15 protein-coding genes and 1 riboswitch are annotated in these 14901 nt (G+C 43.1%); of the genes, 4 read left to right on the top strand and 11 right to left on the bottom strand.

The window, feature by feature from the left end:
• Window positions 1-68: 68 nt before the first annotated feature.
• From AC6H1S_RS08360 to mutS, 6 genes are all read right to left on the bottom strand, one after another.
• Complete coding sequence (locus AC6H1S_RS08360; protein WP_255530710.1) at window positions 69-191, bottom strand: hypothetical protein; 123 nt, start codon at window positions 189-191, stop codon at window positions 69-71.
• Between the two features lie 120 nt (window positions 192-311).
• On the bottom strand, window positions 312-926 hold the full coding sequence (locus AC6H1S_RS08355) for a thioredoxin family protein (protein ID WP_497565863.1): 615 nt from the start codon (window positions 924-926) through the stop codon (window positions 312-314).
• Window positions 927-932: 6 nt separating this feature from the next.
• Window positions 933-1406, bottom strand: a complete 474-nt coding sequence (locus AC6H1S_RS08350) for a TlpA disulfide reductase family protein (protein WP_497565862.1) — start codon at window positions 1404-1406, stop codon at window positions 933-935.
• 57 nt (window positions 1407-1463) lie between these two features.
• Complete coding sequence (locus AC6H1S_RS08345) at window positions 1464-2012, bottom strand: redoxin domain-containing protein (protein ID WP_199141894.1); 549 nt, start codon at window positions 2010-2012, stop codon at window positions 1464-1466.
• Between the two features lie 7 nt (window positions 2013-2019).
• Window positions 2020-2562 carry a C40 family peptidase gene (locus tag AC6H1S_RS08340; protein WP_497565861.1) on the bottom strand — a complete coding sequence of 181 codons (543 nt, stop codon included), beginning with the start codon at window positions 2560-2562 and terminating at the stop codon, window positions 2020-2022.
• A 200-nt stretch (window positions 2563-2762) separates the two neighbouring features.
• Window positions 2763-5372: a DNA mismatch repair protein MutS gene (gene mutS, locus AC6H1S_RS08335; protein WP_497565860.1), complete on the bottom strand. Its 2610-nt coding sequence runs from the start codon at window positions 5370-5372 to the stop codon at window positions 2763-2765.
• Window positions 5373-5769: 397 nt separating this feature from the next.
• Between mutS and AC6H1S_RS08330 the strand changes: the two genes are divergently transcribed.
• Entirely contained in the window at window positions 5770-6456 is a 687-nt protein-coding gene (locus AC6H1S_RS08330) for a hypothetical protein (protein WP_497565859.1), read from the top strand.
• A 130-nt stretch (window positions 6457-6586) separates the two neighbouring features.
• On the opposite strand, the gene AC6H1S_RS08325 is transcribed toward AC6H1S_RS08330, so the two are convergent.
• The 5 genes from AC6H1S_RS08325 to AC6H1S_RS08305 all read right to left on the bottom strand — a co-directional run bounded on the left by AC6H1S_RS08325 (window position 6587) and on the right by AC6H1S_RS08305 (window position 10624).
• Entirely contained in the window at window positions 6587-7165 is a 579-nt protein-coding gene (locus tag AC6H1S_RS08325; RefSeq protein WP_497565858.1) for a hypothetical protein, read from the bottom strand.
• 5 nt (window positions 7166-7170) lie between these two features.
• Window positions 7171-7896 (bottom strand): menaquinone biosynthetic enzyme MqnA/MqnD family protein, encoded by a 726-nt coding sequence (locus tag AC6H1S_RS08320; RefSeq protein ID WP_497565857.1) that lies wholly within the window; start codon window positions 7894-7896, stop codon window positions 7171-7173.
• A 48-nt stretch (window positions 7897-7944) separates the two neighbouring features.
• On the bottom strand, window positions 7945-8568 hold the full coding sequence (locus AC6H1S_RS08315) for a histidine phosphatase family protein (RefSeq protein ID WP_497565856.1): 624 nt from the start codon (window positions 8566-8568) through the stop codon (window positions 7945-7947).
• Window positions 8569-8614: 46 nt separating this feature from the next.
• Window positions 8615-9805: an aminofutalosine synthase MqnE gene (gene mqnE / locus AC6H1S_RS08310; RefSeq protein ID WP_497565855.1), complete on the bottom strand. Its 1191-nt coding sequence runs from the start codon at window positions 9803-9805 to the stop codon at window positions 8615-8617.
• A gap of 327 nt (window positions 9806-10132) precedes the next feature.
• Window positions 10133-10624: a lipocalin family protein gene (locus AC6H1S_RS08305; RefSeq protein WP_199141431.1), complete on the bottom strand. Its 492-nt coding sequence runs from the start codon at window positions 10622-10624 to the stop codon at window positions 10133-10135.
• Between the two features lie 105 nt (window positions 10625-10729).
• Here AC6H1S_RS08305 and AC6H1S_RS08300 point away from each other — a divergent pair, with 105 nt between their 5' ends.
• From AC6H1S_RS08300 to AC6H1S_RS08290, 3 genes are all read left to right on the top strand, one after another.
• The gene (locus AC6H1S_RS08300; RefSeq protein ID WP_497565854.1) at window positions 10730-11851 is read left to right on the top strand and encodes a trans-sulfuration enzyme family protein; all 1122 of its coding nucleotides are present in this window, start codon (window positions 10730-10732) and stop codon (window positions 11849-11851) included.
• A 188-nt stretch (window positions 11852-12039) separates the two neighbouring features.
• Window positions 12040-12152, top strand: a riboswitch (SAM riboswitch).
• 308 nt (window positions 12153-12460) lie between these two features.
• Window positions 12461-13792 (top strand): O-acetylhomoserine aminocarboxypropyltransferase/cysteine synthase family protein, encoded by a 1332-nt coding sequence (locus AC6H1S_RS08295; protein WP_497565853.1) that lies wholly within the window; start codon window positions 12461-12463, stop codon window positions 13790-13792.
• 48 nt (window positions 13793-13840) lie between these two features.
• Entirely contained in the window at window positions 13841-14899 is a 1059-nt protein-coding gene (locus AC6H1S_RS08290) for a homoserine O-acetyltransferase family protein (RefSeq protein WP_497565852.1), read from the top strand.
• Window positions 14900-14901 lie beyond the last annotated feature (2 nt).

Here is a 14901-nt window from a genome sequence, read left to right as displayed (position 1 = left end):
ACCGATTTACAATCTCCTATCGTGGCTTGTTGGCGAAGAACACTAGTCAAGTGCCAATAAAGTTTAGCTTAACTTAAAAAAATGATGCCCAACGCTATGCCTACAGCCATAATCAGGTACATGAGCAGCTCTGTGGTGGCAAAGCGTTTGTATTTGGTCCAGAAAGAACCTTCATCTTGAGGTGTAGCCATAAAAAATCCCGAATTTGATTTCGGCCTAAAATTATTGTTTTAAGTGGAAAGATTAAGCATGAAGTCTAAAGTTACTGGTTTATTGTCAATTCGCCATCGGCTACAGACCAGCAACCTGCGCTATTCAGAAGCGCTTTCCCTTTTCCATTTAATGCTGCAACCAATGGCTTTGGTATAAGTTACCGTAGGCTTTTTGCCTTGCAACAGTAGATTAACCGCATTCTGCACATAATTGTCGCGCTGCGCATTTGTTTCTTCCTGATCATTGTCTATGGCACCGATATAAGCTACTTCGTTGCCATTTGCTGTTTTTTGCAACACAAAAACGTGCGGTGTTTTAAGGGCACCATATTTTTTGGTATACACATGGTTCGGATCTTCCAGGTAAGCATAGCTGATTTTTTTCTCTTTGGCGCGTTCCTGCATCTTTTCGTAGCTATCGCCCGGAGAAGCTGCCGGATCATTGGTGTTGATGGCAATTACCGGATAGCCTTTGGCGGCATACAGCTTGTTCAGCGCCTCTACCCTGTCTTGGTAGGCTTTGGCCACCGGACAGGTATTGCAAGTAAACACTACGATATAGCCCTTGGCATCTTTATAGTTGGCCAACGATACGTTTTTGCCATCTACATTTCTCAAATTAAAATCTGAAGCTAAGCTCCCAACCTGGTAACCAGTTTGCGCGTTTGTCGTAATACCCAGCATGACGAAACAAACAAATAGAATTCTTTTCATTTTTGGTTATTTTAAGCTTTCTAAGGTTTTGGTTAGTTCTTGATAGGTAAATTCCTTTTCGTAAAACGTTCTGATCTGTCGTTTGGTGTTGATAAACAAAGTGGCAGGTATCGCGCCCGACCATTTGGGGTCGACCTTTGCTATAAACTGTTGCTGATCGGGTTCGTTGATTACATATACTTCCGATTTGATCTTGTTCTTTTGGACAAACGGAACCACTTCTTTTTGCAGCTTCGATTTAAAATCAAGGCTCACCAGTAATACCTTGAGGGGCTGGTTTTGGTGCTGCTGTTGAAGTTTTTCAAAATTCGGCAGTTCTTCTACACAAGGTCCACACCACGTTGCCCAAAAATTAACCACATAGGTGGTATCTTTTCCCTGAGCCATCCGTTGCTCCAACTCATTTAAAGATAGTAATTTAACCTGACCATGAGCTGCCGCAATTGCAAAAAAGAAAATAATGGCCAATAAGTACCTCATCGGTTCTTGGATAAAAGATTTTAACAACAGGACAAATGTCGCAGACCGAAATTTGACTTATAGCAATTTATTCAGCTCTTGCTCTACATATTTGTTTTTTGGCGTAGCTTTCGGATCCTCGTTATCGTCAATACGGCCAATGTACTTGATCAAGAAGCCATTGGGTTTCTTTTGCAGGACTACCGCCGTTGGTGTTTGCCTGATGCCCAGCATGAAGGTATATTTAAACTTGTCGTCTGACAAATAAGGAAAAGTAAAGCCCTTTTTATCCGACATCTTCTTCATTTCGGGCATCGCATCTAGCGGATATTTAATCGGATCGTCGCCATAAGGCCCAATTGCTACAACCGGATAGCCTTTCGATTTATATTTTTTATCAAGTGCTATTACCCTATCTTCATACATGATGCAATGGTCGCAGGTTGGGGTCATAAATACAAGCACGAAGCCTTTGGGCTGTTTTTGTGCCTTGAGGTCGTACACGGTGCCTTTAGTGCTCAACAGGGCCAAGTTTGGCAGGATATCGCCAGCTTTTAAAGGATTTTGTGCCTTTAGGCTTACACTGGCTACCAGTAATAAACAGAGAGAGAAAATTGTTTTACGCATAGAGTTTTTATTTTAAGGTTCCTGTTTTTACAATCGCATTCTGATAAACAGGCAAATTCAGGTCGTCAACCACTACCCCTCTTGTGGTAGAAGCATGTACAAAAAAGTCATTATTTAAATAAACGCCAACATGGTCTACTTCATTGCCGCCAAAAGAGAAAAATACCAAATCTCCTTCTTCCAAGTTTCCGATGCTCTTTTTCCTTACGGCTTCAGCCTGATCGCGCGAACGCCTGGGCAAAGTTAAGCCATAAATATTTTTTTCGAGCAAAAGAGCGAAACCCGAGCAATCAATTCCGTTTTTATCTAAACCACCCAAGCGGTATTTCACCCCTGTCCAATCGGCAATAAAGCGGTAAAGCTCCCTGCTTTTGAGCTGTGCCATCGCATCTGCTACTTTCGATGCCTTCATATCGGGCCTTGCCGTATACTTTCGGGTGCCACAAGATGCCAATGTTAGCGCCAGCAACAAACCCAAACCAAGTTGTACAGGCAGACGTGGATTCAGAAATCGAATGCGTTGCAGATTGACGTTTATGGCTTTGATCATAAATTACGATTTGGTGAATGCCCACAAGATAACTCAATTCAATCTGATAAAATGTCAACAGTTTTCCACTTTTCAACTATTTGTTGGGTGGTTAGTTATTAGTTGGCTAGCACCATGGTAGTTGTCATATTGGTAATTAGTCGTAAGTCGACAACTTTCAAATTTTCACTTTTCACTTTCAACTTTCAACTTCAAACCCACTAATTCTTAATCAAGCGCTGTATCTCGTCTAATTTAAGCAAAGCTTCTACCGGTGTCAAGGTATTCACGTCGAGGTTGTTTAGCGAATCACGGATTTTGATCAATACCGGATCATCAACCGCAAACATCTGCAATTGATAAGCCTGGTTCTGCACTTTTTTAATACTGTCTTTAATGCTTTGCCCCTCGGTACGGTCAATTTCCAGGCGTTTCAGGATTTCGTTGGCCCGGCTGATCAGCTTAGAAGGCATGCCCGCCAATTTGGCTACATGTATACCAAAACTGTGTTCGCTGCCACCAGGCACTAGCTTGCGTAAGAAAATGATTTTGCTGCCCACTTCCTTAATGGCTACATTAAAGTTCTTGATGCGAGCCATGGTGTTTTCGAGCTCGTTAAGCTCGTGGTAGTGCGTGGCAAAAAGCGTTTTCGGTCTCGCCGTTGGGTGTTCGTGCAAGAATTCGGCAATGGCCCAGGCAATAGAAATTCCGTCGTAAGTACTCGTGCCACGGCCAATTTCATCCAATAAAATCAAACTCCGGTCAGAAATATTGTTCAGGATGCTGGCCGTTTCGTTCATCTCTACCATGAAAGTACTTTCGCCCGAAGAGAGGTTGTCGGAAGCTCCCACACGGGTAAATATTTTGTCGGTAAGCCCCAAATTGGCCGATTTGGCCGGCACAAAGCAACCCATCTGCGCCATGAGCACAATTAATGCGGTTTGGCGTAAAATAGCCGATTTACCCGACATGTTGGGACCAGTAATGATGATAATCTGCTGGCCTTCATTATCCAAAAACACATCATTGGTAATGTATTCGTCGCCAGTTGGCAATTGCTTTTCGATAACCGGATGCCGCCCGCCTTTAATATCGAGTTCTTTTTTTTGATTAAGCTCTGGCTTTACATAATGGTTTTTGATGGCCAATTGTGCAAAGCAAAGCAATACATCCAGTTGCGCTGTTAAAAAAGCATTCAGCTGGATAGGCTTGATGTAATGCGCCACTTGAAACATCAGCTCGTTGTACAGCCTGACTTCGATGGCCTGTATTTTTTCTTCGGCACCTAAAATCTGCTCTTCATACTCCTTCAGTTCTGGGGTAATGTAGCGCTCGGCATTAACCAAGGTCTGTTTACGGATCCAGCTTTCGGGTACTTTGTCTTTGTGGGTATGGGTAACTTCGAGGTAATAACCAAATACGTTGTTAAAAGATATTTTAAGCGACGGAATGCCCGTACTGGCCGCTTCTCTTTTCTGGATTTCGACCAGATACTCTTTGCCTCCGTAGGCAATTTTACGCAAACGGTCCAGCTCTTCGTCAATGCCATCGGCTATGACATTGCCTTTAATCAGCAAGGCCGGAGGATCGGGTTGCAGTTCTCTTTCCAGTCGTTCTTTAATGCTTAAACAAGGATTAAGTTGCGAGGCCAAGGCTGTGAGAAACGGGTTTTCAGTCTTTTCGGCCAGTTGTTTGACCTCTTCAATATGCCCCAATGCCCTTTTCAGTTGCAACAGTTCGCGCGGCCCCGCCTTTTGCAGGCCTACTTTCGAAATCAGGCGTTCTAAATCGCCGATTGGTTTGATGTGGCCCAGAAACTCTTCGAGCAAGGTTTCATGCTTTACCAAATAATCGACCATGCCCAAGCGCTCCTGAATAGGCTTCAGTTCTTTTAAAGGCATGACAATCCATTTGTGCAACAGGCGCGCACCCATGGGCGTACAAGTTTGATCAAGCACATTGAACAAGGTAACGCCATTATCGTTGGCCGTGCTTACCAATTCCAGGTTGCGGATGGTAAAACGGTCGAGCCACATGTAGCGGTCTTCTTCAATCCTCGAAATGGAAGTGATATGCTGCAGGTTACGGTGTTCGGTTTCGCCCAGGTAATACAGCACCACTCCTGCTGCAATTACACCAGCCTGCAACTTGTCGACCCCAAAACCTTTGAGCGAGTTAACCTCAAAATGTTTGGTTAGGGTTTCGTTGGCATAATCGGCTGTAAAAGCCCAATCGTCTAAGCCGAAAGTATAGAATTTATCGCCAAAGAGATTGAAAAAATCCTGGCGCTTATGTTTTTGAAAAACCACTTCCGTAGGCCTAAAGCTCTGCAAAAGCTTGTCGATGTATTCGGAACTGCCTTGGGCGATTAGAAATTCGCCGGTAGAGATATCGCAAAAGGCCACGCCCATGGTTTGCTTGTCGAAGAAAACAGCAGCGAGGTAATTGTTGGCTTTTTGGCTCAGGATGTTGTCGTTGTAAGCTACTCCGGGTGTAACCAATTCGGTAACCCCGCGCTTTACGATAGTTTTGGTCATTTTGGGATCTTCGAGCTGATCGCAAATCGCCACCCTTTGTCCAGCTCTCACCAATTTAGACAGGTAATTTTCGAGCGAATGATGTGGAAATCCGGCAAGTTCCAAGGCCCCGTTTGGCCCGGTTCCCCTTTTGGTGAGCACGATGCCCAAAATCTGGGCAGTTTTAACGGCATCTTCGCCAAATGTTTCGTAAAAATCTCCTACTCTGAATAACAATAGCGCACCAGGATATTTAGCCTTGATGGTATTGTACTGTTGCATTAATGGGGTTTCTTTCGCTGTTGCCTTCGCCAAAATTGTTCTGAATTTATAAACCGTAAATATACTATCTTGTGGCGTAGCGATAAAACGTTTGTGGAGAAAATATGTGAAATGTTAAGAGGTAACCGATTGTCAAAACCCAAAGCCGATGCCTTTGTTTGTAATTCATAACCAATACCTAAAAGGATGGAAACTAAAGTGATTGTACAGGAATTTTTAGTTGTACTTAATGCCGATAATTTTGCCAAAACAAGCACCTATTTAAATAACCCGAGGTTTGTTGAGACCATGGACACCCGATACGCACCGGAAAACAGTCACATCAAAACCTTTAAAACAAGGTTTGATCCTCGCCAACTCTTAGCTCATTCATAATGAATATAGCTATTTTAATCAACCAAATCTTAAATCGCCAATAATTAGGCTATCTTTGCAGAAATTAAAGCTAATGGCAATATTACATAGAAAAGAAGAAAAAATACAGGTCGTGTTGGGCAGATTGCCTAAAAAATATACCCACGAAGAGTTTATAGCCATGTTTATCAAACTCTATTCTAAAGACTGGGGCAAAATAAAATCGGCCTACATTAAACAATCGCAAGACAAAGAACCCGGAACCCTAGTAAGGATGCCAAAGCCGGATCTTTATTTGAAGCAAATATTAGAAATCTACCTGCAGGGACCAGTTGTTAAAGCAGTTCCTGTAAAAGAAGAATTGTCTGTAGCAGCTGCGCCTCAAAAAGCTAAGCCCACCAAAAAGGAAGCAACTGAGGAAGAGCCGGTTGCAAAAGCCAAACCTGTTGCCAAAGCTAAGAAAGAAACAGCAGCCAAGGAACCTAAAATTGCCGTTAAAAAGACAAAAGCTGTTGCAGAACAGGCGGATACCGAAACATTAGCGCCTGCAAAAACCAAAAAAACAACCACTAAAAAGGATGTTGAAATTACGCCGGAAGCCACTCCAAATAAGGCAATCAAGACTAAAAAAGAAGCCACTATCGCAGCTGAGCCTATAAAAACGTCAAAAAAAGTGGTTAAAAAAGAGGATTCCGCTACCGGAACACCTACTGAAAATAAAGTTACATTACCAAAAAAAGCAGTTGCTAAAGCTAAAAAATAGATTTTTTATTTTGAGCTTTTGCTCTTGTTGATGAAGCAAAATCAGCAAGAGCAAAAATCTCTTAATGCTGGATGTTGCGCAACTAGGGAGGCTTTCAGATTTGAGCTATAACACACAGTATTTTAACCTCTTAGATCTGATTTGGAGAGCAAGGCCTTATATTTAGCTTGCTTTGTTCCAGCAAATTCCTAAACAGCTCATCTGTTTCTTTATTCCTTACACTTACGTGAACATTTCCATATTGGCAAATAGACAAAATCAAATGCTGTTCTTTGTCTATAAAATGAACATACTGTAAAATTCCATTGGTTCTGCTCAACCAAGCAAGGTGCTTCCAAAAGCAAAATGCTTCTGCAAGGCTAAGCTCTAAGCCACCATCAAATTTCTTTTTAATCTTTAGTGCTTTTAGATATTTAAAAGCTTTTTTAACAGGTTTTACAAAATCAATATGCTCTCTAAATCTCCATGTAATGGCTTCGTCTCCAAGAAAAATCAAAGAATCAATTTCAAGCTTTTCAAATAGCTTTCTTAATGCTTTGGCTACCAACTTGGCGCGATGTTTAAATGATTTGGCCTTCAGGGTTAATTCAAAAAAAGAGAAGCATTCCGGATAAAAATACTCTTCCTCATCTATTAACTTATTGTATTTTCTTAGCGGAAAAACGGGGTATATCTTGATGCACTCAGCTCTTTCTATCAGTTTGACCATCGTGGCTACAGCTGTTGTATATACCCCAAAAACAGCTCCATGGCTTGTCTTTTCTCTGGAGTTAGGTCGAAATCAAGTTTATGGAAAAGGTAATCGTCGAGGTCGAAATTAGGAATTGGGGCCAATTGTTGCAACAGTTCTTTTCGGTGTGCCAAACCTTGTTTTAAAGCTTCATCAAATTCGGTTATAAATGCTTGCGGAATGGTTTTATTGGCTATCCAAGCCGCATACAAAAAAGGCAAGCCGGTAAATTTCATCCACTCCTCGCCCATATCGTAGGCATAGGCAAAATCGTCTTTGCGGCCAAATGTACGGTCGCCAATCAGCACCATGGCATCGGTTTTCGCCTCCTGATCGGTTACAAAATCTACTTCAACTTTAAAATGGAACTTGAGCAAAACCTTGGCCAAATTGTTGGAGGTACGCGATTGCGGATCGAGCTTCAGGGTTTTGATTTCCTGCACGGGAACGTCGGCAAAAATAAATACCGAATTTACCGCACCAACCGAACCTATGCAATAAGAGCCGATGATATGGGCATGGGGTACCTGCGGAAAAGCCGCTACAGGTATCAAGCCTATATCTACTTGGTTAGTAATCAGTTTTTGTGCACAATCTGAAGGAATATCTAAGCTTAAATCAATCTGGTTCTTCACTTCAGATCTTTCAATTCCGTCAATAAAAGGTTTGGTATTGGTATAGGAAACTGCAGAAATCTTAATCTTGTTCAAAATATATCGTTTATTCTTTCTAGTTCGTCGTTGCAAAATGCCAATGGCTTAAACAGCCGACAAATTCTTTAAATGGTCAATATTATTAAAATCGATGATGGTGAAGTGGCCGTTTTCGTAACCTACCTTATAAAGCACGGTGTTCTGGTGCGGAAAATCTGCCATTTCAGATAAAGGCTTATGGCTTAAATAACATAGCAACAAGCGCATGGCTCTGCCGTGCATGCAAACCAGCACCGTCTTCTCATCGGCTTGGCTTACCATAACCTCAACGGCATCCTTTAAGCGTGCCAGTACTTCGTTCGGACTTTCGCCCCCCTCAAACTTGGCATCGTAGTCGCCGTTTTGCCAAGCTTCTACCAATTGCATAAAAGCACGGCGCGCCTCTTCGGTATTCGGCTGACCTTCCCATAAACCCCAAGCCAGCTCGTCTAAACCTTCCAATTGTTGCCATGGCAGGCCTAAATCTATAAAGCCTTGTACAGTTTGATGGGTACGTTTTAAGCTGGAAGTGTAGATTTTAGCAAAGGGAACCGTTTGATAGTGATCAAAAAATGCCTGTCCCTGCTTTCTTCCAGTATCATTCAGATCGCTGTCTACGCCACGCCCCTGTACAATGCCCAGGCGGTTCAATTCGGTTTCGCCATGTCTGATGATATAGAGTTCTTTCATTGAAGGGGATTAAAAGTTGGAGGGTTTTAAGGTTAAAAGTTAGCGGTTAGTTTATCACCGGTAGTTTGTAGTATTGAGGCTTCGCCTCTTCTTCAAATACAACTTCAGTATAATCGGTTACTACATTGTACAAGGTATCTCTTTCTATGGGCTTACGGCCTACATGCTTAATCAGGTCTACCAGTTCTTTGGTACTCATAGCCGGGTTTTGCTCTTCGGCGCCAGCCATCGAATAAATTTTGGTGGTATCGTCTAAGGTGCCATCAATGTCATCCACGCCAAAATTGAGCGACAGCTGGGCAGTTTCCCTGCTAATCATTGCCCAATAGGCCTTGATATGATCGAAATTGTCCATATAAATACGGGCAATCGCATAGTTTCTCAAATCTTCAACCACCGAAACTTCGGCTACATGGCTCATTTGATTATGTTGATTCCTGAACTTTAATGGAATAAAAGTTTGGAAGCCTCCGGTTTTATCTTGCAACTGGCGCAAACGCTCCATATGGTCAACCCGATGCGCAAACTTTTCGATATGTCCGTAAAGCATGGTGGCATTTGAGCGCATGCCCAATTTGTGCCATTCTTCGTGTATGGCTAGCCATTGGTCGGCCGTGCACTTATCTTTGGCAATCTGCTCGCGGATTTCGGGATGGAAAATCTCTGCACCGCCTCCTGGAATTGATTCCAATCCGGCATCTTTCATCAATTTCATGCCTGTGGCATAATCGATTTTAGCTTTCTTGAAAATATAGTGGTACTCAACAGGTGTTAAGGCTTTTACATGCAAGGCCGGACGGTGCTTTTTTATGGCAGTAAACAAGGCCGAATAAAAAGCGACATCGTACTGTGGCAAAACGCCCCCAACAATATGTACTTCGGTAACGGGCTCATTGTCGTACTTCCTCACTACGTCCATCATTTCTTCCATGGTTAGCGCCCACCCTTCTTCCTTTTGCTTGATCAGTCTCGAGTAAGAACAGAATTTACAATCGTAAACGCACAGATTAGTAGGTTCCAAGTGAAAATTGCGATTGAAATAAGTCAAGTCGCCATGTTTTTTTTCGCGAATATAATTGGCCAAAATACCCAAATAACCAAGCTCTGCATGCTCATACAGGTATACGCCTTCATCAAAAGTAATTCGTTCGCCGGCTTTTACCTTTTTAGCTATGGCGAGTAGAGGTGCCGAAAGAGTTGGATTGTGGAGAAGAATATCTAAAGCTTGCACTGCCATCCTTTATTAATGTTTAGGCAAAAGTACAACAATGACCTAATTGAACATCATTTTCTTGTAAAAATGGCTTATTTAGAAACGATATCCGATAGTGGGTTGACAGTTGGCGGTTTTGAATAGCGATTTTGCTTCAGATTTAGCTCTTTCAGTCCTGACCGAAATCGAGGTTTTGAACAAGTAGCAATCACCGACAAGCATTATTCATTTGGTTACCCGCTCAGACTTGTACTCAAGTCGTGCCTAAAACAGCTTGTACGCCGATGGAATACCCATCAACAAAAAGAGCCATAATCAATCGACTATGGCTCTTTATCTTTTAAGCTTTGCCTATTTGGCCGCTTTCGAAAAGTTCATTACGATATAGGCGGTTTTGTTGCCGTATTCGATTGGCGATTTGATGGTCATGTTCACATCATCGGCAGCGGCCAGCATTAAGCGATAGCCTTCGGTTACGTTTTTAGCTTTATCGCCTTCATAAAGTTTTTTAAACTGAAAAGTTCCATCTGCCGCATTTACTGACCAGAAAATAGTCTGTGTTTTGGCTGCACAAGTGGCACTTGATGGCAAACTGTAGCTTCCATTGCCACTATTGGTCAGGTTCCAAGTACTGCCAATAAAACATTTATAAGAGCTTTCGCCCAAGAACGATTTCACCGCGATATCAGGAATACCGTCAAAAGTAATGTTATTGAGCACCCAATTTCCGGTTACACCGCTTCTCTTTACGGCTGGTGCGCCTGATGTTGTTTTCGGAGAACAGCTTTGTAAAACTATTATTGAACTACAAATTAAAGCCGCTATTAAAAATATTCTTTTCATATACTTGTTTTTTAATATGCTAATTACACAAATCTTGCCAAAATCTACAACTTTTAAGATTAAAATTTAGCTTTGCTTTAAATCCCTAGTAATTAAGCCTGAAAAATGAAACCAGAAACTGCGGCCATACATGCTCTTCATTTAACCCAAAGCTCTACGGGCGACGTCACCATGCCAATAAGCCTCTCTACTACTTTTTTAAGGGGCGAAGATGGCGGCTACCCTGGCGGACATATGTATAGCAGAGTGAGCAATCCAAACCGATCGGCCCTGGAAAGTGTAATAACCGCACTCGAATTTGGCGAAGACAGCTGCGCGTTTTCTTCGGGAAATACTGCCGGAATGGCTGTATTTCAGGCACTGGAACCCGGTAGCCACATTATTGCCCCCGACGATATGTACTGGGGTTTTAAGAAACAGCTGCAAAGCATTTTTGCGGCTACCCTTACTTTCGATTTTATTGACCTGACCGATCATTCGGCCGTAGCCAACCATATTAAACCCAATACAGCGCTAATTTGGGCCGAAACGCCATCCAACCCGCTTTTAAAAATTACGGACATTGAGGCGCTGGCGGCGATTTGCAAAAAACACCAACTCATTTTTGCCTGCGACAGTACCTTTGCTTCGCCCAGCTTGCAAAACCCTATCAAGTTGGGAGCCGCTATTGTGATGCACTCTACCACCAAGTACATTGGGGGCCACAGCGATGTACTGGGCGGTTGCTTAACTACGGCGCGTAAAGACGAATTTTGGGAGAAAATCAAAAATATTCAGCAGATTGGTGGCGCAGTACCCTCTCCTTTCGATTGCTTTTTGCTGTTGCGCAGCCTCAAAACATTGGCCTACCGCATGAAAGGACATTGCGAAAATGCCGAAAAATTGGCGCAACACTTAGCGCAACATCCTAAAATAGCAGGAGTTTATTATCCAGGCTTAGCTTCGCACCCGCAACACGAGATCGCCAAAAAACAGATGAGTGGTTTTGGTGGCATGCTTTCTATTTTGGTTAATGGCGATGCCACGGCAGCCAGAACAGTAGTAAACAAGGTAAGCCTATTTGCACAAGCAACCAGTCTGGGCGGCGTAGAAAGCCTTATTGAGCACCGTGCATCAGTTGAAGGTCCCGATACCAAAACGCCACAAAATTTAATTCGGATTTCGGTTGGCTTAGAGCATATCGATGATTTGATTGCCGACCTAGACCAAGCACTGGCATTTGTATAGCAATAGTTTATGGGACATGGACCACCTACCATCCACTATTAGTCCATAACCATTTACAGCAAATAACTCAAAATCAATAACTTAAAAATAAATCGAAATTTTATTTTGCAGGTTTTCAGATTTTCACATATCTTTGGAACATTATTCGGCGAAAGCTGAATTTCCAAGTCAATATCTTTTAAAGATTTGATTTATAAAGAAGTGGCGAGAGACAGGCTCTTTGACCCACTGGCAACCCTCCCTAACGGAGAAGGTGCCAATTCCTGACCGGGCAACATGGTGTTGTTTGGAAATATAAATTGAAGAAAATGAAAAAGTTCAATTCATCGTCGCTCCTTAGCGAAAATTCAGGTTCAAAACCCAAACAGTCGGTTTCATTTTTAAATGTAAATCAGTTTTGCTGTAACGCACAGTTGATGTGTTGTATGTGCTGTCGCATATACTAAGCACAAAATTCTTCCCCTTTGTATGTTCAATTTGGAAGGCCCTAAAAAATTAGGGTACGCTAACGGCTAATGCTGGATTTAAGCCAAAAATAGCCACTCGCCTACTTCAGGCAAACGTAATCAACTTATCGTTTCAGGCATTTACAATTTAAACTTAGAAATCATGTCAACATCCTATAAATTCGAAACCCTACAGCTGCACGCTGGACAAGAAATAGACCCTACAACTGGCTCAAGAGCCGTACCTATCTATCAAACCACTTCTTATGGCTTTAAAAATTCTGAACATGGCGCCAACCTCTTTGCGCTAAAAGAATTCGGCAACATTTACACCCGTTTAATGAATCCTACCACCGATGTATTCGAAAAAAGGATTGCCGCATTAGAGGGTGGAGTTGCCGCCTTGGCCGTAGGTTCTGGACAAGCTGCCCAATTTATTGCCTTGAACAACATTTTGCAGGCAGGCGATAATTTTGTAGCCTCGAGCCACTTATATGGCGGTACTTACAACCAATTCAAGGTAGCCTTTAAGCGTTTGGGCATCGAAACCCGTTTTGCCAACGGCGATGATCCTGCCGACTTCGCAAGCAAGATTGATGGCAATACCAAAGCTATTTATGTAGAAACCATTGGCAATCCTTCGTTTAGCATTCCCGATTTTGAGAAAATAGCGGCCATTGCCAAACAATACGACCTGCCACTAATTGTAGACAACACATTTGGTGCAGCCGGCTATCTGTTTAAACCATTGGAACATGGGGCACATGTGGTGGTACAATCGGCCACCAAATGGATTGGCGGACATGGCACCAGCATCGGCGGCGTAATTGTTGACGGTGGCAACTACAATTGGGGCAACGGCAAATTCTTTCAATTTATCGAACCAGCCGAAGGGTACCATGGCTTGATTTTCGACGATGTTTTCGGACAAGACGGCCCGTTTGGCAACATCCAGTTCATTATCCGTGCCCGTGTTGAAGGCCTGCGGGATTTTGGTCCGGCATTGGCACCTTTCAATTCTTTCTTGTTGCTCCAAGGATTGGAAACCCTGTCATTGCGTGTACAACGCCATGTAGAAAATGCGCTGGCTTTGGCAACTTGGCTCGAAAACCATCCGGCAGTAGCTAAGGTAAACTATCCTGGCCTGGAAAGCAGTCCTTACCATGCCAATGCCAAAAAATACCTGCGCAACGGATTTGGGGCTGTGCTTTCATTCGAACTGAACGGCGATAAGGAACAGGCCATTGCCTTCGTCGACAGCTTAAAATTGGTAAGCCATTTGGCCAATGTGGGCGACGCCAAAACATTGATCATCCAGCCATCGGCCACTACGCATCAGCAACTCAGCATCGACGAACAAATTGCAGCCGGCGTTACGCCAAACCTGTTGCGCGTTTCTGTAGGCATTGAGCATATCGACGATATCATCGCCGATTTTGAACAAGCTTTTTCAGTTGTCAGTTCTCAATTGCCAGTTAACAGTTTGCTAGTTTAACCCTTCAACTTTCCAACATCCAAACCCTACATATACCACCAACAGAAAATGAGTACTACAGCCACTTATAAATACCCTAAGCTCTTTAAGTTAGAAAGCGGCAAAAAACTACGCAATGTAGAAATCGCCTATCAGACTTATGGAAAACTGAATGCCAACAAAGACAATGTAATTTGGGCTTGCCACGCCTTAACTGCCAATGCTGACGTGTTGGATTGGTGGGACGGCCTGTTCGGCAACAGCGCCTTGTTTAACCCAAATGAGCACTTTATTGTATGTGCCAATATTTTGGGTTCGCACTATGGCACTACCAATCCACTGAGCATTAATCCAGTAACTGGACAGCCTTATTACCTTTCTTTTCCTGAATTTACCATCAGGGATCTGGCAGGCTTGCATCAACTATTGGCCAACCATTTAGGGATCAACAGCATTAAGGTATTGATTGGCGGATCTTTGGGCGGACAACAAGCATTAGAATGGTCGATTGCCAAAACCATAAATGTAGAAAACCTGATTTTGGTGGCTACCAATGCGGTGCATTCGCCCTGGGGCATCGCCTTTAACGAAAGTCAGCGTTTGGCCATCAGTACCGACAGGACTTTTTACGCCAATCAGCCCGATGGTGGACTGAAAGGCCTAAAAGCGGCGCGCAGTATCGCCTTGCTTTCTTATCGTACCTACGAAGCTTATGCCGCTACACAATTGGAAAGCGTAAACGACAAAATCGGCAACTACAGGGCATCGTCTTACCAAAACTACCAGGGCGAGAAACTATGCAAGCGCTTTAATGCCTACAGCTATTGGTATTTGAGCAAAGCGATGGACAGCCATAATGTGGGTCGTGGCAAGAAAAGTATTGTAGCAGCATTGGCCGAAGTTGAAGCAAATACCTTGGTTATTGGTATCGATAACGATATCCTCTTCCCCATCGGCGAGCAAAAATTCTTGGCCGAACATATTACCGATGCGCAATTCAGCAGTATCAACTGTGCCTATGGCCACGATGGCTTTTTGATAGAGACAGACAAACTGACCAACATTATCGGAAATTTTTTAAAGGAAAGCAGCGACAAGAAGATCATCAAGTTGCATCAAACGGCCTAGAG

It is taken from the genome of Pedobacter sp. TM02 (assembly GCF_059705275.1).
The sequence above is the reverse complement of the archived record's forward strand: the minus strand, read 5'-3'. Positions and strand labels throughout refer to the sequence as shown.

Excerpts from the sequence above, each read along its gene's own strand:
- AC6H1S_RS08290 (WP_497565852.1), top strand. The coding sequence starts at position 13,841 with ATGAGTACTACAGCCACTTATAAATACCCTAAGCTCTTTAAGTTAGAA.
- AC6H1S_RS08345 (WP_199141894.1), bottom strand. The coding sequence starts at position 2,012 with ATGCGTAAAACAATTTTCTCTCTCTGTTTATTACTGGTAGCCAGTGTA.
- AC6H1S_RS08350 (WP_497565862.1), bottom strand. The coding sequence starts at position 1,406 with ATGAGGTACTTATTGGCCATTATTTTCTTTTTTGCAATTGCGGCAGCT.
- AC6H1S_RS08355 (WP_497565863.1), bottom strand. The coding sequence starts at position 926 with ATGAAAAGAATTCTATTTGTTTGTTTCGTCATGCTGGGTATTACGACA.
- AC6H1S_RS08295 (WP_497565853.1), top strand. The coding sequence starts at position 12,461 with ATGTCAACATCCTATAAATTCGAAACCCTACAGCTGCACGCTGGACAA.
- mqnE (WP_497565855.1), bottom strand. The coding sequence starts at position 9,805 with ATGGCAGTGCAAGCTTTAGATATTCTTCTCCACAATCCAACTCTTTCG.
- AC6H1S_RS08305 (WP_199141431.1), bottom strand. The coding sequence starts at position 10,624 with ATGAAAAGAATATTTTTAATAGCGGCTTTAATTTGTAGTTCAATAATA.
- AC6H1S_RS08360 (WP_255530710.1), bottom strand. The coding sequence starts at position 191 with ATGGCTACACCTCAAGATGAAGGTTCTTTCTGGACCAAATACAAACGC.
- AC6H1S_RS08340 (WP_497565861.1), bottom strand. The coding sequence starts at position 2,562 with ATGATCAAAGCCATAAACGTCAATCTGCAACGCATTCGATTTCTGAAT.
- AC6H1S_RS08300 (WP_497565854.1), top strand. The coding sequence starts at position 10,730 with ATGAAACCAGAAACTGCGGCCATACATGCTCTTCATTTAACCCAAAGC.
- AC6H1S_RS08315 (WP_497565856.1), bottom strand. The coding sequence starts at position 8,568 with ATGAAAGAACTCTATATCATCAGACATGGCGAAACCGAATTGAACCGC.
- AC6H1S_RS08325 (WP_497565858.1), bottom strand. The coding sequence starts at position 7,165 with ATGGTCAAACTGATAGAAAGAGCTGAGTGCATCAAGATATACCCCGTT.